The 19,793-nt window shown below is 56.3% G+C and carries 19 protein-coding genes; 11 read left to right on the top strand and 8 right to left on the bottom strand.

Going from position 1 to position 19,793, the window contains the following annotated elements; translation table 11 throughout:
- Window positions 1-800 precede the first annotated feature (800 nt).
- The 8 genes from mtnA (at window position 801) to FNL37_RS09880 (ending at window position 10,125) form a co-directional block, all read left to right on the top strand.
- A complete protein-coding gene (gene mtnA / locus FNL37_RS09915) occupies window positions 801-1,898 on the top strand; it encodes an S-methyl-5-thioribose-1-phosphate isomerase (protein WP_159356009.1) in 1,098 nt (365 codons plus the stop codon).
- Window positions 1,899-1,985: 87 nt separating this feature from the next.
- A complete protein-coding gene (locus FNL37_RS09910) occupies window positions 1,986-2,642 on the top strand; it encodes a class II aldolase/adducin family protein (RefSeq protein WP_159356008.1) in 657 nt (218 codons plus the stop codon).
- Between the two features lie 45 nt (window positions 2,643-2,687).
- On the top strand, window positions 2,688-4,148 hold the full coding sequence (locus tag FNL37_RS09905; RefSeq protein WP_159356007.1) for an NAD(P)H-hydrate dehydratase: 1,461 nt from the start codon (window positions 2,688-2,690) through the stop codon (window positions 4,146-4,148).
- A 106-nt stretch (window positions 4,149-4,254) separates the two neighbouring features.
- Window positions 4,255-5,883: a CTP synthase gene (locus FNL37_RS09900; RefSeq protein WP_015829664.1), complete on the top strand. Its 1,629-nt coding sequence runs from the start codon at window positions 4,255-4,257 to the stop codon at window positions 5,881-5,883.
- A 103-nt stretch (window positions 5,884-5,986) separates the two neighbouring features.
- On the top strand, window positions 5,987-6,826 hold the full coding sequence (gene kdsA / locus FNL37_RS09895; RefSeq protein ID WP_013441688.1) for a 3-deoxy-8-phosphooctulonate synthase: 840 nt from the start codon (window positions 5,987-5,989) through the stop codon (window positions 6,824-6,826).
- A gap of 151 nt (window positions 6,827-6,977) precedes the next feature.
- Window positions 6,978-8,264, top strand: a complete 1,287-nt coding sequence (gene eno, locus FNL37_RS09890; RefSeq protein ID WP_013441689.1) for a phosphopyruvate hydratase — start codon at window positions 6,978-6,980, stop codon at window positions 8,262-8,264.
- Window positions 8,265-8,334: 70 nt separating this feature from the next.
- Window positions 8,335-8,649, top strand: coding sequence for a cell division protein FtsB (gene ftsB, locus FNL37_RS09885; protein WP_159356006.1), 315 nt, complete (start codon window positions 8,335-8,337; stop codon window positions 8,647-8,649).
- Between the two features lie 27 nt (window positions 8,650-8,676).
- Complete coding sequence (locus tag FNL37_RS09880; protein ID WP_244948261.1) at window positions 8,677-10,125, top strand: sensor domain-containing diguanylate cyclase; 1,449 nt, start codon at window positions 8,677-8,679, stop codon at window positions 10,123-10,125.
- Window positions 10,126-10,200: 75 nt separating this feature from the next.
- Here the strand turns inward: FNL37_RS09880 and ygfZ are convergent, their stop codons facing one another.
- Entirely contained in the window at window positions 10,201-11,235 is a 1,035-nt protein-coding gene (gene ygfZ / locus FNL37_RS09875) for a CAF17-like 4Fe-4S cluster assembly/insertion protein YgfZ (RefSeq protein ID WP_159356004.1), read from the bottom strand.
- Between the two features lie 38 nt (window positions 11,236-11,273).
- Here ygfZ and FNL37_RS09870 point away from each other — a divergent pair, with 38 nt between their 5' ends.
- Complete coding sequence (locus FNL37_RS09870) at window positions 11,274-11,726, top strand: protein YgfX (RefSeq protein ID WP_244948260.1); 453 nt, start codon at window positions 11,274-11,276, stop codon at window positions 11,724-11,726.
- On the opposite strand, the gene FNL37_RS09865 is transcribed toward FNL37_RS09870, so the two are convergent.
- The 6 genes from FNL37_RS09865 to FNL37_RS09840 form a co-directional block, all read right to left on the bottom strand.
- On the bottom strand, window positions 11,690-12,715 hold the full coding sequence (locus FNL37_RS09865; protein WP_013441694.1) for a VWA domain-containing protein: 1,026 nt from the start codon (window positions 12,713-12,715) through the stop codon (window positions 11,690-11,692). The two genes, FNL37_RS09870 and FNL37_RS09865, sit on opposite strands and share 37 nt — an antisense overlap.
- A 2-nt stretch (window positions 12,716-12,717) precedes the next feature.
- Window positions 12,718-13,254 carry a hypothetical protein gene (locus FNL37_RS09860; protein WP_159356003.1) on the bottom strand — a complete coding sequence of 179 codons (537 nt, stop codon included), beginning with the start codon at window positions 13,252-13,254 and terminating at the stop codon, window positions 12,718-12,720.
- Window positions 13,245-14,225: a vWA domain-containing protein gene (locus FNL37_RS09855; RefSeq protein ID WP_015829671.1), complete on the bottom strand. Its 981-nt coding sequence runs from the start codon at window positions 14,223-14,225 to the stop codon at window positions 13,245-13,247. Before FNL37_RS09855 ends, FNL37_RS09860 begins: the two co-directional genes overlap by 10 nt.
- The gene (locus tag FNL37_RS09850; protein ID WP_159356002.1) at window positions 14,222-15,166 is read right to left on the bottom strand and encodes a hypothetical protein; all 945 of its coding nucleotides are present in this window, start codon (window positions 15,164-15,166) and stop codon (window positions 14,222-14,224) included. The genes FNL37_RS09855 and FNL37_RS09850 overlap by 4 nt, the downstream gene beginning before the upstream one ends.
- Entirely contained in the window at window positions 15,166-16,029 is an 864-nt protein-coding gene (locus FNL37_RS09845; protein WP_159356001.1) for a DUF58 domain-containing protein, read from the bottom strand. The genes FNL37_RS09850 and FNL37_RS09845 overlap by 1 nt, the downstream gene beginning before the upstream one ends.
- Before the next feature lie 102 nt (window positions 16,030-16,131).
- Entirely contained in the window at window positions 16,132-17,148 is a 1,017-nt protein-coding gene (locus tag FNL37_RS09840; protein WP_159356000.1) for an AAA family ATPase, read from the bottom strand.
- Window positions 17,149-17,340: 192 nt separating this feature from the next.
- Here FNL37_RS09840 and fabA point away from each other — a divergent pair, with 192 nt between their 5' ends.
- A complete protein-coding gene (gene fabA, locus FNL37_RS09835) occupies window positions 17,341-17,856 on the top strand; it encodes a 3-hydroxyacyl-[acyl-carrier-protein] dehydratase FabA (protein WP_013441700.1) in 516 nt (171 codons plus the stop codon).
- Between the two features lie 165 nt (window positions 17,857-18,021).
- Window positions 18,022-19,242, top strand: coding sequence for a beta-ketoacyl-ACP synthase I (fabB, locus tag FNL37_RS09830; protein ID WP_013441701.1), 1,221 nt, complete (start codon window positions 18,022-18,024; stop codon window positions 19,240-19,242).
- 108 nt (window positions 19,243-19,350) lie between these two features.
- On the opposite strand, the gene FNL37_RS09825 is transcribed toward fabB, so the two are convergent.
- Complete coding sequence (locus tag FNL37_RS09825) at window positions 19,351-19,734, bottom strand: Mth938-like domain-containing protein (protein WP_159355999.1); 384 nt, start codon at window positions 19,732-19,734, stop codon at window positions 19,351-19,353.
- Window positions 19,735-19,793 lie beyond the last annotated feature (59 nt).

The raw sequence follows: 19,793 nt of genomic DNA, 5'->3' as shown, positions 1-19,793 counted from the left end.
CATTTTTCCGGGTAAATGGGTATGGTTCTTGTTTGCCCAGTGCAGCTGCATAGCCCCTCAGGGCAAGGGTTTTGCTTGGTTTTGCGAATAATTTTGTTGATTGGTTATTTGTTTTCTGGTTTTGCATTGACATCCCTCCACTATGGTTATGGAGGGGCAAAAGCTGTGCCAAATGTAAAAGTTTGTAACAAAAATTTGGAAAAAACGAGTTAAATTAAAAACTTGAAATGAAGATTAATTGTAAAAAGTTGTATGCAAGGGTAAAGCCGGATTGGCTGGTTTTAGCCAAATTGGCTGAAGACATGCAACCAAGTTGGTTGATAGCAACCAATGTGCTGAAAAGTTCTTGAGGAATGAGTATTCGGGAAAATTTCCCGATAAAAATTAAGCAGATGTGCAGCTGCCTGGCGTCAGGGCAATGAGACTACAGCGGGTGCGAAATGTTGAAACCGGGAAGCGGTGTGGATGACGAGGGCACCCTAAATGTAAAAAGCCCATTAGGCAGCAAGGCTTTATGAAATTGGTGTAAAAACCGCTTGCCATGCGGGTAAAACAGTGTTTCTTGAATTCATTTATACACACCACCTAAAGTGTTACATTAACTCGTGTAAAAAAATGATACAAATCCAATAACATACGAATTTATTTATTAAAAACAATAAGTTGTAAATAAGTTCAAAAAATAAGCGATTTAAAAAAGTCCTTATAAATGCAATGGTTACATTTTTAAGTCACAGCTATCCACATAATTATCCACAGATTTTGTGGATAGGAATATTTCGTATTTGGCACCCTTTCAAATGAAAATAAATCAAGCTTTTTTTCGTACTATTTGGCCGGTGGTGGAAGGCGGGGCGGTGGAGATTATCGACCAGACCCAGCTGCCGCACCGCTTGCATATCGCCCGCATCGAAACCGTGGATGAGATGGTGCATGCCATCAAGCACATGCAGGTGCGCGGGGCGCCTTTGATCGGTGCTGCTGCGGCGTATGGCATGGCCTTGGGTATTGCCGATAGCGCTCTGGATGGCGATGTTGAACGCACCGGTGAAGCTTTGTTGCAGAGTCGGCCGACGGCGGTGAACCTCCGTTGGGCGGTGCAGCGCATGCAGCGCGTGCTTTTGGCCTTGCCAGAGGAAGAGCGCGCGGCCGCTGCCTGGTGCGAGGCCGCGGTGATTTGCGATGAGGATGTCGCGCTGAATCAGGCCATAGGCCAGTATGGTCTGGCGATGCTGCGTGCGTTGGCGAGTGCGCGTGGTCGCGGCTCTGCGGCGCAGCCCTTGCAGATACTCACGCATTGCAATGCGGGCTGGCTGGCGACGGTGGATTGGGGCACGGCTTTGGCACCCATCTATGCCGCGCACGAGGCTGGGCTGGCGGTGCATGTGTGGGTGGACGAAACCCGGCCGCGCAACCAGGGGGCGGCATTGACCGCCTGGGAACTGGCACAGCATGGCGTGCCGCATACCATCATCAGTGACAACGCGGGTGGGCACCTGATGCAGCATGGCAAGGTGGATTGCGTGATCGTGGGGGCCGACAGGGTGACGGCAACAGGCGATGTCTGTAACAAGATCGGCACCTATCTCAAGGCGCTGGCGGCCCATGACAATGCGGTGCCGTTTTATGCGGCTGTGCCATCGCCCACCATAGACTGGAGCATGCAGGATGGACGGCGGGAGATTCCCATAGAAGAGCGCGATGCCGATGAGGTGCACTATATGCAGGGTGTGACGGCGGATGGGGTAGTGCAGCGGCTGCGTATCACGCCGCCGGGGAGTGCGGCCGCCAACCCGGCCTTTGATGTGACACCTGCGCGACTGGTGACAGGGATTATCACCGAGCGGGGCATTGCCAGCCCTGCTGCATTGCATGCGCTTTTTCATACCTCAGACTGATGGTATGCGGGTGGGGCGCCGCACCGATACGCAGGCTCCAGCAATCCGTGTAAGATCGCAGTTCACGTTCCGGGAGTGAACATCATCATGCTCAGCCAGCGCGAAAACCTGTTGAATACCAGTCGCAAGCTCGTGGAATTAGGGCTTAACCGTGGCACCTCCGGCAATGCCAGCGTGCGCAGCGAAAAAGGGTTTTTCATCACGCCCTCGGGCATGGAGGTGGATGCCATGACCCCGCACGACATGGTGCTGATGGATATGGCTGGCAAACACAAGGCGGGGTGCAAGCCTTCCAGCGAATGGCGTTTTCACCGGGATATTTATCAGGCGCGGCCTGAGGTTGGCGCCGTTATCCATGTGCACTCCACGTTTGCCACCAGCCTGGCTTGCCTGCGTCGCGATATTCCGCCTTTTCATTACATGATTGCCGTAGCCGGTGGTAGCGATATTCGCTGTGCGCCCTATGCGCTGTTCGGGTCGCAAGCCCTGTCGGATGCGGCTTTGCAAGCCCTGCAGGGTAGGCGCGCCTGCCTGCTGGCGAATCACGGCATGATAGCCTTGGGTGCCACGCTTAAGCAGGCGCTGGATATTGCCCATGAGGTGGAAACCCTGTGCGAGCAATACTGGCGCGCCTTGCAGGTCGGTGAGCCCGCGTTGCTGACGGAAGCCGAAATGGCGGAGGTTTTTGAACAGTTCAAGGGCTATGGGGCATGGGCCGAGCCTTCCCAGGCGGCATCGGCATAAGCTGGCAGCACATGCGAGTGCGAAAATGAATACTCAGGAATCGACATGCAAGCCTTATATCTGACCTCCAGCCTGCGCAAGCTTGAGCAACAGTACGCGTCAGAACCGCTGATGGAGCGGGCAGGGCACGCAGTGGCGACTCTGGCCCGCACATTGTTGGCGGAGGGACACAACCGCATTCTGGTGGTCGCCGGCCCCGGCAATAATGGCGGTGATGCGTTTGTCGCCGCGCGCTACCTCAAGGCCTGGTGGCACGAGGTGACGGTGGTATTTGCCGGGCAGCGCACCAGCCTGCCGCCGGATGCCGCGCATGCTTATGATGGCTGGCTGGAATGCGGGGGCGAGGTGCTGAACACCTGGCCGGAAACGGGAGCCTGGCAACTGGCGATTGATGGCTTGTTTGGCATAGGCTTGCTGCGGCCCCTGACCGGTGAGATGGCGGACCTGGTGGCACGCATCAATGCCCTGAGCCTGCCTGTGCTGGCGATTGATATCCCCAGTGGCCTCGCCGCTGACACCGGCGTCATACTGGGGACGGCGGTGCGTGCGACCCATACCATTACCTTTCTTGGCCGCAAACCCGGGCTCTATACGCTGGATGGCCCTGACCATGCCGGGAAAGTGCATGTGGATTTGCTCGGCTTGCCGCCTTTGCCGGAAGCCGATGGTACCTTGCTGGATGCACCTTTCGCCTTGCCTGCCCGTAGGCGCCTGAATAGTCACAAAGGCAGCAATGGCAGCGCAGGCGTAATTGGTGGTGCGGCCAGCATGACAGGCGCTGCCTTGCTGACCGCCCGTGCGGCTCTGCTGCTCGGCGCCGGGCGTGTTTATGCCGGTCTGCTGAATCCGGCTGCGCCTGCGCTGGATGCGGAGTATCCGGAGTTGATGCTGCGCGATGCTGACCAATTGCCCACGGTGCATGCTCTGGCGGTGGGGCCAGGCATGGGCCGCTCGCCGCAGGCATACGCGGCATTGCAGCAGGCGCTGGCTAACCCGGCGCCGCTTGTCCTGGACGCCGACGCGCTTAATCTGCTGGCAGCGGATGCTGATTTGCAGCATCGCCTGGCTGAGCGGGCACCTGGTTCGGTGGTGATCACGCCGCACCCCGGAGAAGCGGCGACCTTGCTGGCGACGGATACGGCCAGCCTGCAGGCGGACCGCATTGCTTCTGCCCGGGCACTGGCGCTGCGTTATCAGGCGATTGCGCTGCTCAAGGGCTGCGGCACGGTGGTGGCAACGCCGGATGGGCGCTGGTGGATCAATGCCAGTGGTAACCCCGGGCTGGGAAGTGCTGGCATGGGTGATACCCTGACCGGCATCATCGTCGCGCTGGCGGCGCAGGGCTTGCCTTTGCTGGAATCCACCCTGCTCGCCGCGTACTTGCATGGGGCGGCAGCCGATGCGGCGGTGGCCCATGGACAAGGGCCGCTCGGGCTTACTGCAACGGAGGTCATGCTCTCTGCCAGGCGCTTGCTGAATCGCTGGCTGAGTACCGCCCACGCTTGATGACTGGACGCACAGAGGCGGTCGATAGGGCCAATTGTCATTTGTGGCGAATGGCCGTTTCCAGTAAAATACGCTTCCGTCCGCAATGTCCGAAAAGCTCCATCACATGACCAAATACGTATTCGTTACCGGCGGGGTTGTTTCCTCACTTGGTAAAGGCATTGCAGCCGCAAGCTTAGGCGCAATTCTCGAATCGCGTGGTATCAAAGTTACCATGCTCAAGCTAGATCCCTACATTAACGTCGATCCGGGCACCATGAGCCCGTTTCAGCACGGTGAAGTGTTTGTCACCGACGACGGCGCTGAAACCGACCTCGACCTCGGCCACTATGAGCGCTTTATCAGCGCCCGCATGGCCAAACGCAATAATTTCACCACTGGCCAGATTTACGAAACCGTGATCAAGAAAGAACGTCGCGGCGAATATCTTGGCAAAACGGTACAAGTCATTCCGCATATCACTGACGAGATCAAGGCCCACATCAAGCGTGGCGCCGAAGGTGCCGATGTCGCCATCGTTGAAGTGGGCGGCACGGTAGGCGATATCGAGTCCCTGCCATTCCTGGAGGCGATTCGCCAGATGGGGATAGAAGAAGGCAAGTCCAACGCCTGTTATATCCACCTGACGCTCCTGCCCTGGATTCCCACCGCCGGTGAGCTCAAGACCAAGCCTACCCAGCACTCGGTAAAAGAGTTGCGTGAAATCGGTATTCAGCCCGATATCCTGTTGTGCCGGGCTGACCGTACTATTCCTGATGATGAGCGCCGCAAGATCGCGCTTTTCACCAATGTGCCACCGGAAGCGGTTATTTCCGCAATTGATGCCAGCTCCATCTATCAGATTCCTGGCCTGTTGCATGACCAGATGCTGGATGAAATCGTCTGTCACAAACTGAATATCCTGGCACGTGCTGCCGATCTTTCCAGCTGGAACAAGATCGTGCATGCGCTGGCAAACCCACGTTATGAAGTCAATATTGCCTTCGTAGGCAAATATGTAGACCTGACGGAATCCTATAAATCGCTGACCGAAGCCCTGATACACGCGGGGATTCATACCGAATCCAAGGTCAAGATCCACTACATCGATTCCGAAGATATCGAGAAAAACGGCACTGGCGCATTGAAGGCCATGGACGCCATTCTGGTTCCCGGTGGCTTTGGCAAGCGCGGCACCGAAGGCAAGATTGCCGCTATCCGCTATGCCCGTGAAAACAAAGTGCCTTATCTGGGCATCTGCCTTGGCATGCAGCTGGCGGTGATTGAATTTGCCCGTGATGTGGCAGGTCTTGCCGATGCCAATAGCACCGAATTTAATCCGGATGGTCCACATCCACTGGTGGGTCTGATCACCGAGTGGAAAGATGCCAGCGGCAATGTGGAAGTGCGCAGCGAAGACTCCGACCTGGGCGGCACCATGCGCCTGGGTGCGCAGAAGTGTCCTATCGAGCCGGGCACCATGGCGGCTGCTATTTATGGCAGCGAAGTCAACGAACGCCATCGCCATCGCTATGAAGTCAACAATCATTATGTTGAACAATTGCAGGCGGCAGGCCTGGTGATTTCGGCGCGCACCCCCACAGAAAATCTCTGTGAAATGATCGAGTTGCCGCAGGATGTGCACCCCTGGTTCGTGGCGTGTCAGTTCCACCCGGAATTCACTTCCAATCCGCGTACCGGGCATCCGCTGTTCAAGGCTTATGTGCAGGCGGCATTAGCCAGAAAAAACAAATAGGCTGGTTTGAAAGGGGAACCTGTCTCCCCTGAGTTTTCCGTCGCAGATAGCTTGATGGGTGATCTGCCTGGTGAGCATGGGCAATTATTAAAGGCGTAAAAGTATGAAATTATGTGGTTTTGATGTTGGTATCGAGCATCCGATTTTTCTGATCGCTGGCCCATGTGTCATTGAGTCCAAGCAAATGGCGATTGATACTGCCGGGCAGTTGAAGGAAATCGCCGCTGCCATCGGTATTCCCTTCATCTACAAGTCTTCTTACGACAAGGCTAATCGCAGCTCCACCAAGACCTTTCGCGGCTTTGGCATGGAAGAGGGCCTGCGTATTCTGGACGATGTGCGTGCGCAGATCGGCGTGCCTATCCTGACCGATGTGCATACCGAAGAGCAGGTGCCGCATGTGGCGGCTGTAGTCGATGTATTGCAAACGCCCGCATTTCTGTGCCGCCAGACCGATTTCATTACCGCCGTCGCTACCTGCGGCAAGCCGGTGAATATCAAGAAAGGCCAGTTCCTGGCGCCAGGCGACATGAAACAGGTGGTGCAAAAAGCCAAGGAAGCCAATGGCGGCGCCGATACCATCATGGTTTGCGAGCGCGGTGCTTCGTTTGGGTACAACACCCTGGTGTCGGATATGCGCGGACTTGCTATCATGCGCGAGACACAATGTCCGGTGGTGTTTGATGCCACCCACTCGGTGCAGCAGCCCGGTGGTCAGGGCGACAAGAGTGGAGGCCAGCGTGAGTTTGTGCCGGTCCTGGCCCGTGCGGCTGTGGCCAGCGGCATTGCCGGTCTGTTCATGGAGACCCATCCTGACCCCAGCAAGGCGCTGTCAGATGGCCCGAATGCCTGGCCTTTGCCCAAGATGAAAGACTTGCTGCAGGTGCTGGTGGAACTGGATCGCGTGGTTAAAAAAGCTGGTTTTATCGAGCATACGCTATAACAGGAGCCTGTCGGCGGAGAGGTCCGCAGGCAGTGCCACAGATCCATACGTCATACCCATAAATACCGTTTATTAAGTACCGTTTTTTTATTCGCATGTACCTGTCCCCGGGGCAGAACCATTCAAGTTTTTATATAAAGGAAGAAAAAGCATGAGCGCAATTGTAGACATCATTGCCCGCGAGATTATTGATTCCCGCGGTAACCCGACGGTAGAAGCGGATGTGTTGCTGGAGTCCGGCATTATTGGCCGTGCTGCCGTGCCTTCCGGTGCTTCTACTGGCACCAAGGAAGCCGTCGAGCTGCGTGACGGTGATACGGGTCGCTACCTGGGCAAGGGTGTACTGCAAGCCGTTGAAAACGTGAATACCGAAATCGCCGAAGCGATTGTGGGCCTGGATGTGGAAGAGCAAAGCTTTATCGACACCACCCTGATTGATCTCGACGGCACGGAAAACAAGAGCCGTCTGGGTGCCAATGCCATCCTCGCGGTTTCCATGGCTTGTGCGCGTGCCGCTGCCGAAGAATCTGGCCTGCCACTGTACCGTTACCTGGGTGGTTCCGGTTTCATGCAACTGCCTACCCCCATGATGAACATCATCAATGGTGGCGCGCACGCTGAAAACAGCGTCGACATGCAAGAATTCATGATTATTCCAGCTGGCCTGCCCAGCTTCCGCGAAGCCCTGCGTGCAGGCGCTGAAGTATTCCACGCTCTGAAGAAGACCCTGCACAAAAAGGGTCTGGCCACTACCGTGGGCGATGAAGGCGGCTTTGCGCCTGACCTGCCATCCAACGAATCTGCCATTCAGCTGATTCTGGAAGCCATTTCCGCTGCTGGCTACGAGCCAGGCCGCGACATTCTGCTGGGCCTGGACTGCGCCAGCTCCGAGTTCTACAAGAATGGCATGTATCACCTGGAATCCGAAGGCCTGCAACTGACCTCTGCTCAGTTCTCTGACTATCTGGCAACCTGGGTCGACAAATACCCCATCATCAGCATTGAAGACGGCATGTCCGAGCATGACTGGGATGGCTGGAAGCTGCTGACTGACCGCATGGGCAAAAACGTGCAGCTGGTGGGCGATGATCTTTTCGTCACCAACGCCAAGATCCTGCGTGAAGGCATCCAGAAGGGTGTAGCCAACTCCGTGCTGATCAAGGTCAACCAGATCGGTACCCTGACCGAAACCTTCCAGACCATTGAAACGGCCAAGCGCGCGGGTTACACCTCGGTGATTTCGCATCGCTCCGGTGAAACCGAAGACACTACGATTGCGGATATCTCGGTAGCGACCAATGCCTTGCAGATCAAGACCGGCTCCCTGTCCCGTTCCGAGCGCATTGCCAAGTACAACCAGCTCTTGCGTATCGAAGAAGAGCTGGGCGACGCAACCAGCTACGCTGGCATCGATGCCTTCTATCATCTGGCTCGCTAAGCACTTGCCGGATTAAATCAACATGCGCAGTTTGCCTGGCAGACTGCGCATTGTTATTTAAAACGTATCCATGCGATTTTTAACCCTTATTTTTGTCATACTGATTGCGACGCTGCAGTATCCCTTGTGGCTGGGCAAAGGCAGCTGGTTGCGGGTGTGGGACTTGAACCGGCAAATCAGCGAGCAGAAAGACAAGAACGCTCAGTTAAAAGCGCGAAATGATACACTGGACGCAGAAGTGCGTGATCTGAAACAGGGCTTTGCTGCCATTGAAGAGCGCGCCCGCAGTGAGCTGGGAATGATCAAGCAGGATGAAGTGTTTTATCAGGTGATCGATAAAGCGCCCGTTGCACCGCCTGCACCGCCCGCTGCACCACAAAAATAAGAGTTCGACTTCATGGGTAAATTCATCATGAATAGACACAAGCTCATTTTTTTATTGACGCTTGTCCTGGCGATGGGCGGTATCAGCATTTCGCTGATGAGCTACTCCGTGTCCAAAGCCTCTATTCACCGCGCCATCAGCGATAACGAGTTGCCACTCACGGCAGACAATGTCTATTCCGAGATTCAGCGCGATCTGGTCCGGCCTGTCTTCATTTCCTCCATGATGGCTTCCGATACCTTCCTGCGCGACTGGGTGCTGGATGGCGAACGGCGTGTCGAATCCATCAGCAAATACCTGCAGGAAATCCAGAGTACCTACGGTACTTTCATCAGCTTTTTCGTCTCGGAAAAAACCCGCCAGTACTATTACGGCAACGGCGTTCTGAAAAAAGTGCAGAAGACCGAGCCCCGCGATGTGTGGTATTTCCGGGTGCGGGATCTCAATCAGCCTTATGAAATCAATGTAGACAAAGACCTCGCGCATCAGGATGCGCTGACGATTTTCGTCAATTATCGTGTTTACGATTATGCGAAAAACTATATAGGCGCCGTGGGTGTTGGCCTGACGGTGGATTCGGTCAAAGGATTGATTGACGGCTACCAGGAGAAATTCCGCCGCTCGGTGTATTTCATCACCTCCGAAGGTACTGTGATGCTCTCCGGCAGCAAGCAGCATATCTCCGGCAGCCATGTGCGCGAATTGCCTGAATTGCACGCCCTGTTGCCGCAGATTACTTCGCAGGAGACCGGCTCATTTGAATACCGCTACAAAGGCAGTGATCGCCTGATCAATACCCGCTACATTCCCGAGCTCAAGTGGTATCTGATCGTGGAAAAAAACGAGAGTGAAGCCACGCAAGTCATTCGCAATACCTTGTATATCAATCTTGGGATTTGCCTGCTGTTGACGGCCCTGGCGGTCTATCTCACCAACCTTGCGCTCAAGCGGTATCAAACCCAGATTGAAACCATGGCGACTACGGACTCGCTGACGCACCTGCCCAATCGCAAGGCCTTTGAGATCATCATCGATGTCATCATGCAGGAGCGCATACGCTATGGCAAAGACCTGGCGGTGATCCTGCTGGATATCGACCATTTCAAGCAGATCAATGATCGCCACGGGCATTTTGCTGGCGACCAGGTGCTGACCGAAGTCGCGCTGATCATACGCTCCTGCCTGCGCTCGGTGGATTTTGTCTGCCGCTGGGGTGGGGAGGAGTTCCTTATCCTGCTCAAGGATTGCAACGAACGGAATGCCCGTCTGCTGGCAGAAAAAATCCGCGAGACGCTGGAAACGCGTCCGGTGGACCACAAGAATGTGCCCATACACCTTACCGCCAGCCTGGGCGTAGCCATGGTACAGAATGGCGAACGCATCGAGCAGGTGCTGGAACGGGCGGATTACGCCATGTACCAGGCCAAGGCGCTGGGCCGTAATCAGGTGATTTTCAGTAACTTCAAGAATGGCTGAGTTGGCTTGCTAGCGTATTGATGCTGCGTCGTCTCGCATAAAAAAAGCCCGCTAAATGCGGGCTTTTTTGTTGGTTTATTTTCTGTCTGGGGGAAAAGCGTAGGGCATGGGTAACCAGGTGATCGCTTGTTGATGCCAGCTTACGGTTTTACCCTCGCTGGCTTCCTGGCGCAGTTCCACCAGCACCCGGCCTTCGGCGCCTGCAATGCCGCTGCTGCGAACTATCTGGCCTACGGCTTCGCCTTCGCCGATAAATACCTCATCGCCTGGCGCGGGTATCTGGTCAGTCGCTGTCAGACTGCCAATCAGCGACCGGCGCTTTACCTTGCCCAGATAATGGGTGCGGGCGACGATTTCCTGGCCGGTGTAGCAGCCTTTCTTGAAGTTGATGCCGCCCAGCGCATCCAGATTCACCATCTGGGGAACAAAGGCTTCCTGCGTGGCGGGGAATATCTCGGGAATGCCAGCTTCGATTTCCAGCCAGTCCCAGCCGGTCTGGCCGACCGGGTCAAAGTGCTGTTCCAGTTCCTGCCAGAGTTCTTGCGCGTTTTCCTGCGAGGTAAAAATCTCAAAGCGCGGCAGCGTGCCAGGCAAGCGGATCAGTGTGGCATTCTCCTGCGTGCTGATGCCGTGAACTTCTGTAGGCACAAACTCAAACATGGCCCCCAGAATTGCCTCGCTATTGCTGCCTGCTACGCCGATGCGCACGATAGTGGCTGACACATCCTGAATCACCACCTTGGAACGCAGCACATACATTTTCAGACGTTTGAGTATGGGCTCCAGCAGGCTGCCATTCAGTTGCAGGTGAATGTGGCCCTGATGGGCAAAGGCGAGAAACAGGGCCAGCAGGCGGCCTTTGGCGGTGCAATAACCTGCATAGTGGCTGTTGCTGCCGTTCAGCAGGTTGATGTCATTGGTCAGCTGGCCTTGCAGGAAGGTAATGGCATCTTCGCCATCTACCTGCAGCAAACCCAGATGAGAGAGATCGGCCATGACATGATCGTGTTGGGCGGCGGCCAGCTCTTTGGCGGGGGCACCGAAATCAAGGAGGCGACCATCGACAATGGAGGCGCCGCGGGACTGTAAGAATTCTTGCCATTGCGTCATGATAGTAAGCCATCAATAATCGAATGGGACATTATAGCGTGAAGCCCCTGCAAGTCGACCTTCGTCCATCGCCCCGGCTCGCGGCCATCCTCATGGTGGCGAGTGCCAGCGCAGTGCTTATGTTACTGGTTGTTCCTCTGGTATGGTGGGTGAAGCTGGCGGGCGGCGTCGCTATCGTGGTGGCCAGCGTATGGCATCTGCGCCGCCATGCCTGGCGCTCTGTTCCGCAGGCTTGGGTGGGCTTGCGCTGGTCAGCGGAAAGCGGCTGGCAAGCCTGGCGCAAGGATGGGGAGGCCATGGCGATTACGATATTACCGGGCTCCATGGTGACCAGCGCGCTTACGGTGATTCGATTTCGCAGCGCTGACCAGCGTTGGCCGCAGGCCCTCGTGCTGCTGGCCGACAGCGCGGATGCGGAGTCCTTGCGCCGCTTGCGCGTGCAGTTGCGCTGGGCTTATGAGCGCACGTCGGCTGAACCGGCCGCGCGCTGACGACGTTCGGCTCTGGCTGCCCGCAGGCGCTTGAACAGATGCACCAGCCGTTGCGGGGTATAAGCGCCGATGATGGCGATGCCTGCCAGGGTAGCGAGTATCCAGTCGATCTGCATGGGCGAAAAATCACGGCGGGAAGGCTTGAGTTCGCTCATGGCGCTGCGTACCGCTTGCAGGCTATCGCCACGCACATAGGTCGCATGGATTTCTTTCGACAGTTGCATCAGGTATTCCTCATCCAGCCGGGATGCGTAACGGTCGTTTTCTGAAGGTGCGACGTTGTCGTCGCGATTACCAAAGTTCTGCTGCGAAATCTGGGCGATACCGGGTTGCATGGTGAAGTTTTCAGCAGACCAGTAGCCAATGACCTTGTTGGACTCATCCATCTTGGGAATGGGGTGCGGGTCCATGCTGCCTATGCCCACCATCAGCCAGCCACCGCCTTGAAAGGTGCTCAGGTCGCGCGTGTTGAAGGCATGCAGCTTGGGTGCTTCTTCACCATCGGTAAAAAACACCACTTGCGAAGCTTCCGGCATGGCACGCAACAAGCGGCTCAATGACTCGGTACTGTCGCGCAGGCGGCTGTTGCCAGACCAGGCCATGCGCCATTCCATATGGTCGATGGTGTCCTGAATCGCCGAGTAGTTGGCGCAGACCTCAATCGGCGTGTAAAGCGCGGCCACACTGACCCCCGCAAACAGCGAGATGCTGACCCGGCTGCCGCAGGGCAAGCGCCCGATAATGTCGTGCAGCATGCTCTTGGTGTAATCCAGGCGCGAGACTTCCTTGCCATGCCAGTACATGCCCTTGACGTTCATGCTCTGGCTGATATCCACCACAAACACATAGCTGTAGATATTTCGGGGGATGGGCACGGTAGGTTTGAATGCCGCTGCCAGCACCAGCACAAACGCGGTCGCCAGCATGGCGGCATCGCGGCGGTGCCACAGGTAATGCCCAAAACGTTTAAGCAGCTCAGTGCGCCACATGATCAAGGCAGCCCGACCGGAATATTGCCCATGATCAGACCCGGCGAATCAGAATCACCCACGCCCGGGGTCGGGTGAGCGGGCAACATGGTCAGCACGCGATCCAGATTGTGGCGGGCATCCCAGAAGTGGTTATCCAGCCGCAGGGATTGCTGGTAGGCGGTTTTTGCCTGCGTTAGCAGATACTCGGTCTGGTCGCGCACGGTCATGTTGGTGCCGTTGATGGCGAGTCCGCGCAGGAAGAAGATATTGCCCATATTGAATTGCACCGCCGAGCGTTGCGTATCCGTGCCCTGGTCATTGAGCTGGCTGAACAAGAGCGTGGCTTCCTGCAGCTTGCCATTTTTGGCCTGCCAATAGGCCACGGCAAACTTGGCTTCGTAAGACTGTTTGTCAGTTTGCGGGGGATCACCCTTGCTGATGGCAGCGTTGAATGCCTTGATCTGCTGGATGCGGTAGGCTTCGCCGGCAGCAACAGCGGCGCTGGCGATGGCAATGACGCTGAGGGTCAGCGTCCATTTTTTAGCACTTAATGCCATGTTCGGACCTCAATGAATTTAACGGCAAGCAGCAAGGCAATCAGAACGGCGGCGATGCTGTAGCACCACGGCGCATAATCCTTGCCAGGAATCTCTTCAATGTACTTGATCGGTTTTTTCTCTTTGCGATTGATATCCTGAATCGCGGCTGCCAGCGATTGCGGATCTTCCGCTTCATAGGGCTGGTAGCCCGAGCGCAGGGTCTTGAAATAATCGTTGAGCTCAATCGCCGGTGGTGGTGGCCGGTCATCCGGGGTTTTGTAGGTCTCATCAAAAATACTGATGGAGCCCGGCTGGCGCAGCACGATCCAGTACAGCGTCACGTGCATGCGGTCCAGCCAGTCGCGGATTTTCTCTTGCGTGGCTGCGCCTATGCGACCGCCGCCATCCGACAGCAGGATAATGGCGCGGGAACCCGAGTCCGGCGTCTTGTCGAACTGGGCAAGGCCAGTTGTCAGGCCGCTGCCGATATTGGTCTGGAACAGCGCCGAGCCGCCAGCCGCGCGGATGGCCGCCAGAATCGCTTCCTTGCTCTCTGTTAGCGGCAACACATGCATGGCGGAGTTGCTGAAGGTCACCATGCCAAACATATCGTTCTTGCGCTCATTGACGAAGCGGGTGATCAGGCGTTCGGCGGCGGCGGCTTTGGATTCACCGGCACGCCCGCTGGCAATCGCGCCGGAAAAGGGGTCATCCATACTGGCACTGCGGTCTATGATCAGTACCAGCTGCGCGCCAACGCCGGTGCGTTCAATAGGCTGCGAGGGCGTGGCCGGTCCGGCAACGCCCAGGATAATGAACATGAGCGCCAGCGCCGCCAGTATCTTGAGCAACAGCCCCAGCAGGTCGGACAAGCCATCGCGCGGGATCAGCTGCATCCATGAGTAACTCTTGCTGTGCTGGCGATCCAGCAGCAGTGGCACCAGTGCCAGCGGTAACAACAGCAGGACCCAGGGTGTGACGAAATTCACTTGTTCAGCCCTCGTTCGCAATCGCGGCAGTGGCGGCAAAATTGTTGCAGCCATTGTTCGGGGTCACCCTGCACCTGGTGCTTGGCCGTGGCATCAAAAAATACGCTACGCGACAGGCGGAAGAACTGGTTCAGCTCATCGCGCATGCTGGCAAAGCCTGGTTTGCGGGCAATGATGTCATCTGCGCTGAATACGCTACCGTCGCTACTCTGGTTCAGGGCATGGTGCATGCGCGTCATGCCCGTCTGCAGGCCCAGGTTCTGTTTGCGGATTTTCTTGATGTCGCGATAAGCGCGCGCGAATTCACCCCCCATGCGCGGCAGCCAGCGGCGGTTGCCCAGAATATAAAGCAGCCCTAGCAGTGAGAGTGCCAGCGTGCCGAGTGCAATCCACAGCGCCAGTTTTTGCTGGCTGTCATCCAGTAGCAAGGGGCCGCGCAACTGGCTCATGTCGTTTTCGATCTTTACCGAGCCATATACCGCCAGCGGGGAAATGCGGAAGCTCCAGTAAGGAATCCGCACCTGAAATACGCGGCCTTCGCCACCAAACTTGACGTATTCCGCCGGCAGTTGGCTGGGCTTAACCACCACGTTGTTGGTAAACACCTGGTATTGCAGCTTGAGCGTGTAAATATTGAAGGCGCCTTGCTGTTTTTCGCTGATATCCACCGAGCGCACTTCCACGCCCTGATTCTGTCCGCGGTATTTTTTCTCCGTGCCCTTGAGCGGCAGTGAAGTGTCCAGCAATTTGTAGCTGGCGGGCGCTTTCAGGATGATGGTGCGATGCAGGATATCGCCCACATGGTAGCCGACATCACGCGCCGGGTTGATCTCAGTGACCAGCACTTGCGGGTTGGGTTGGCTATCGGCAAGTGCGGCGGGGATGCCGTGCACGCTGAGCACTACCAATATCAGGGAGAGTATCCGGGAGTTGATCATCATTAAGCAGCCACAAACTGGTAAAAATACTCGGTTAAGGCGTCGGGCTTGAAGCCGTCTTCCATGAAAAATGGGGGCAGGTCGTAACGCATGAATAGCGCGCTTAGGGCGGCGCGGCGTTCGGCAAAGGCCGCCTGTATGCGTGCATGCATGTCGCCGCGCAAAAACACTGTGCGGCGCTCGCCGGTTTCACTATCGGTAATGTGCGTTACGCCAAACTCCGGCAGCTTGCGATATTCCGCCGCATCCCACAGCACCATGGGTACCACGTGATGGCGTTGCATGCCGACCAAGGCTTCTTCAAGCACATTCAAGGGCATGTGAAAGTCGGATACCAGGAAAATCAGCGCCCGCTCGCGGGAGAGGTAGGGCACGACCTGCGCCAGACCATCGCCCCCGACTTGCGGCGGCTGGTAATCGCGCAGGCGTTCGGCCATCTGATATGCACCTTGCAGGCGGGTGCTGGGGTGTGACATCCAGTCCTCACGCACCTGCTGATCAAAGCCGATAAAGGTGAATGGGTCGTTGACGCGTGAGGCTGAATACGCCGCCGAGGCGGTAATCTCCGCGGCAATCTGCAGCTTGTGGTGCTCGCCGTTGAAGCCCATGGAGCCTGACAGATCGCACACCACGTAAATGGGGGTGGCGCTGCGCTGGTTGAAAATGCGCACAAACACCTGCTCGGCAGGGTCGCGCAGCGTCAGGCGCAGGTCGATACGACGCGGGTCGGGATAGGAAATCAGCGGTGCGTGGCCGACGAAGTCCATGCCCAGCCCGCGCTGTACGCTGGCGTGGCGGCCAGCGTGGCGGCCACGGGAGCGCCAGCCGATCTGGTAAGTGAATTCCTTGGCAAGTGCGTGGGTCATGTGCGGTCAACTATTCCGTAAAATCAACGGCCTTAATTCCTGGCGTGTCGCCGGTGTTCAGCATGAAGGTCAGGGCCATGCGAGGTTTCAGCACCTGTCAAATCAAGGAACGCTGATGGCATTGACAATGCCGGACAGCAATTCACGCGCAATCTCGGTACGGCGCATTTCATAAACCGGGCTAAATACCAGACGGTGCGCCACTGTTTCGTGGAACACGGCATGTATGTCTTCCGGTAGCACGGCATCGCGCCCATTGAGCCAGGCATTGACACGCGCAGCGCGCAACATCATCGCCATGCCGCGTGGGCTGGCGCCTGCGATGACCAGGCGGTTGATGTCGACGCCACTGATCTGTATGCCATATTGGCCAGGGGTCTTGGTGGCCAGCCACAGATTGAGGGCATAGCGGCGCAGGGCAGGGCTGGCTTGCACCTTGTCCTGCACCAGGGCCGCAAATTCATTCAATTGATCAAACTGCAGAATACCTGCGGGAACGCGTTCTACCAGTGCATCCACATTGTGGAAGCGCGTATCAAACATCAGCGATTCCATCACATCGGCATCGCTGGGGACGATGATAGGAATTTCCATCATGAAGCGATCGCGGGCGGCGGACGGGATTTCAAAGGTTTCTTCTTTTTCCACCTGGTTGCGGTCAGCGAATACCAGCATGTGCGGGAACTGGTGTTCCTTGTTGAAGGCGGACAGGGTGCGCTCGGCCATGACGCGCAGCAGCAGCGAGTGCACTTGCGGGCGGGCACGGTTGATTTCGTTGAAGAAGAACACGGCCAGGTTTTCACCTTCGGACAGCAATGGGCCCGGGCTGACATGCGGGCGGCCATCTTCGCCCAGATAGGTGTGGTACACCAGATCGTTGGGCATCAGGTCTATCGTGCCTTCAATACGCTGGTAGCCGCCGCCAATGCCGCGGGTAAAGGCACGCAGCAGGGTGGTTTTGCCCACGCCAACATCGCCTTCAAGCAATACGTGCCCACGCGCAAAAATGGCGGTGGTAATCAGCCGCACCGGCGATTCCTGGCCGACGACGACTTTATTGATTTCGGATTCCAGGTTTAACGCATGTGCTTGCCAGTCAGCTAAAAGACGGTCACTCATTGACTTGATCCTGATGGTAGATAAGGGTGAATGTAAAAAAATGTTACGGCATCTTAGCCAGATTCCCGGTGGGTGTAAACCGATCGGTATACCCCTTGCAAAATATAGTTTATTTTCAAAGGGCTTTCGTTTCGAAGCGTTTCCGGCGAAAATACTGTTTTTTACCGATCAGCATCCTACAAGCAGAATTACATGCAAAAACAAAACAGTTTCACTTTTGAAGAGCTTCTGGCCTGTGGCCGAGGCGAAATGTTCGGCGCTGGCAATGCGCAGCTTCCCTTGCCCCCCATGCTGATGTTCGATCGCATTGTGTCGATTACCGAAGATGGCGGCAAATATGGTCATGGCCAAATTGTGGCCGAACTGGATATCAAGCCTGATCTCTGGTTTTTTAATTGCCACTTTGAAGGTGATCCTGTCATGCCTGGCTGCCTGGGTCTGGATGCCATGTGGCAACTGGTGGGCTTCTATCTGGGCTGGATGGGTGGCGCAGGCCGTGGCCGTGCGCTGGGCGCTGGCGAGGTGAAATTCACCGGCCAGGTATTGCCTACCGCCAAACTCGTCACCTATCGCATTGATCTGAAACGCGTCATCATGCGCAAGCTGGTTATGGGGATTGCCGATGCCCATATGGAAATTGATGGGCGTGAAATCTACAATGCGCAAGATCTGCGTGTGGGCCTGTTTACCCGCACCGACAATTTCTAAGCAAGGTTTTAAATTAACAGAGCAAAGCAGGGTAACGGTATCATCGGGTGCAATGCAGTTGGCGATGTTCATGATGACATACGCAAAAACGACTTTGTCACACGGTTACCCTAGACTCAAAGGTTCATCTGGCAAGTTGAACTCAATAATGTGAGGAATCACGAGATGCGTCGTGTAGTAGTAACTGGCATGGGGATCGTCTCCAGCCTAGGCAACAACAAATCCGAAGTGCTGGACAGCCTGCATGCAGGCCGTTCCGGTATTACCTTTCAGCAGGAATATGCTGACCAGGGCTTGCGTTCGCACGTCGCCGGGTCAATCAAAAACCTGAACGTGGAAGAATTGATTGATCGCAAGCTGATGCGCTTCATGGCCAAAGGTCACGCCTATGCCTGGCTGGCCATGCAGGAGGCGATTGCCGATGCTGGCCTGCCCAAGGAGCTGGTGTCCAACATTCGTACTGGCCTGATCGTGGGCCAGGGCGGTGCTTCGCATGAGAGCATCATGAACGGCATTGATACCCTGCGTGAAAAGGGCGTGCGTCGTGTAGGCCCATACATGGTGACCAAGGCCATGGCGAGCGGTGTTTCCGCCTGCCTGGCAACCGGTGCCGAGATCAAGGGTATCAATTACGCCATCAGCTCCGCCTGTGCCACCAGCGCGCATTGCATAGGCGCCGGGCTGGAGCAGATTCAGCTGGGCAAGCAGGATATCGTGTTTGCCGGCGGTGGTGAGGAAGAGCACTGGACGCTGTCTTTCATGTTCGATGGCATGGGCGCACTTTCCAGCAAGTACAACGACACCCCTGAAAAGGCATCGCGTACCTATGATGCCAATCGCGATGGTTTCGTCATCTCTGGCGGCGGCGGTATCGTGGTGCTGGAAGAGTATGAGCATGCCAAGGCACGCGGTGCCAAGATTTATGCCGAAGTGGTCGGTTATGGTGCCACTTCCGATGGTTACGACATGGTGGCCCCAAGCGGTGAAGGTGCAGAGCGCTGCATGCGTCTGGCGCTGCAGGGCGTGGAAGGTGGTGTGGATTACATCAATACCCACGGTACCAGCACACCTGTGGGTGATCTGAAGGAACTGGAAGCCATTCGCGCCGTGTTTGGCGATAGCAATACCGCCATTGCTTCCACCAAGTCATTGTCTGGTCATGCGCTGGGCGCTGCGGGTGTGAATGAAGCGATCTACACGCTGCTGATGATGGAAAACAATTTCATTGCGGCTTCCGCCAATATTGAAACGCTGGACCCGGCTGCCGAAGGCCTGAACATCGTGCGCCAGCGTATTGATAACGCCAATATCCAGACCGCACTGTCCAACAGCTTTGGTTTTGGCGGCACCAACGCCACGCTGACATTCTCGCGTCGCGGTCTGTAACTTCTTCCCGGCTGTGTGCCTCTGAAGTTCGGAGGGTGCGCGGCCGGATAAATTCCAAGCAAAATGAAAGCGCAGCCAAGCTGCGCTGACAAAGATTCAGTCGTTCAGTCAGCTGGCTGCCGGGTTGACCAGCAGGGCAGCGGCGACGTGACGGTCTTCTGCCATGAGGATGTTGTAAGTGCGACAGGCGGCGGCCGTGGTCATGCATTCCACCGGGATGCCGCGTGCAGTGAGTGACGCCGTGAGACGGGGATGGATAAACCGGTGCTTGTCGCCAGTGCCCAGCAATACCACCTCGGGTGCCAGTTCGGCAATGCGTTCAAAATCCGCTGCGGTGAGCGCATCAAAATCTGCTACCTGCCAATCGGTCACCAGCAGGTTGGGGAGCACCAGCAGGCTGCCGTGATAGCGCTGGGCATTCACCTCTACCCACTCGGGCGCATGTCCGGTAATCAGCTGGTTGCCAGCCGCCTGGGTTAAATGCAGTTTCATTGGTTGTCAGTCCTGGCTTTAAATTGCCTGATAAGGCTATGACAATGTAAGATAACACA

It is taken from the genome of Methylovorus glucosotrophus, from assembly GCF_009858335.1.
Classification (GTDB): domain Bacteria; phylum Pseudomonadota; class Gammaproteobacteria; order Burkholderiales; family Methylophilaceae; genus Methylovorus; species Methylovorus glucosotrophus.
This window is presented reverse-complemented; position numbering and strand designations above follow the sequence as displayed.

What these genes read in the sequence shown, in the direction of transcription:
- mtnA (WP_159356009.1), top strand. Translation starts at nt 801, where the DNA reads ATGAAAATAAATCAAGCTTTTTTTCGTACTATTTGGCCGGTGGTGGAA.
- fabB (WP_013441701.1), top strand. Translation starts at nt 18,022, where the DNA reads ATGCGTCGTGTAGTAGTAACTGGCATGGGGATCGTCTCCAGCCTAGGC.
- FNL37_RS09860 (WP_159356003.1), bottom strand. Translation starts at nt 13,254, where the DNA reads ATGGCATTAAGTGCTAAAAAATGGACGCTGACCCTCAGCGTCATTGCC.
- ftsB (WP_159356006.1), top strand. Translation starts at nt 8,335, where the DNA reads ATGCGATTTTTAACCCTTATTTTTGTCATACTGATTGCGACGCTGCAG.
- eno (WP_013441689.1), top strand. Translation starts at nt 6,978, where the DNA reads ATGAGCGCAATTGTAGACATCATTGCCCGCGAGATTATTGATTCCCGC.
- FNL37_RS09825 (WP_159355999.1), bottom strand. Translation starts at nt 19,734, where the DNA reads ATGAAACTGCATTTAACCCAGGCGGCTGGCAACCAGCTGATTACCGGA.
- FNL37_RS09900 (WP_015829664.1), top strand. Translation starts at nt 4,255, where the DNA reads ATGACCAAATACGTATTCGTTACCGGCGGGGTTGTTTCCTCACTTGGT.
- FNL37_RS09905 (WP_159356007.1), top strand. Translation starts at nt 2,688, where the DNA reads ATGCAAGCCTTATATCTGACCTCCAGCCTGCGCAAGCTTGAGCAACAG.
- fabA (WP_013441700.1), top strand. Translation starts at nt 17,341, where the DNA reads ATGCAAAAACAAAACAGTTTCACTTTTGAAGAGCTTCTGGCCTGTGGC.
- FNL37_RS09840 (WP_159356000.1), bottom strand. Translation starts at nt 17,148, where the DNA reads ATGAGTGACCGTCTTTTAGCTGACTGGCAAGCACATGCGTTAAACCTG.
- FNL37_RS09880 (WP_244948261.1), top strand. Translation starts at nt 8,677, where the DNA reads ATGAATAGACACAAGCTCATTTTTTTATTGACGCTTGTCCTGGCGATG.
- FNL37_RS09865 (WP_013441694.1), bottom strand. Translation starts at nt 12,715, where the DNA reads ATGTGGCGCACTGAGCTGCTTAAACGTTTTGGGCATTACCTGTGGCAC.
- FNL37_RS09850 (WP_159356002.1), bottom strand. Translation starts at nt 15,166, where the DNA reads ATGATGATCAACTCCCGGATACTCTCCCTGATATTGGTAGTGCTCAGC.
- kdsA (WP_013441688.1), top strand. Translation starts at nt 5,987, where the DNA reads ATGAAATTATGTGGTTTTGATGTTGGTATCGAGCATCCGATTTTTCTG.
- FNL37_RS09910 (WP_159356008.1), top strand. Translation starts at nt 1,986, where the DNA reads ATGCTCAGCCAGCGCGAAAACCTGTTGAATACCAGTCGCAAGCTCGTG.
- ygfZ (WP_159356004.1), bottom strand. Translation starts at nt 11,235, where the DNA reads ATGACGCAATGGCAAGAATTCTTACAGTCCCGCGGCGCCTCCATTGTC.
- FNL37_RS09845 (WP_159356001.1), bottom strand. Translation starts at nt 16,029, where the DNA reads ATGACCCACGCACTTGCCAAGGAATTCACTTACCAGATCGGCTGGCGC.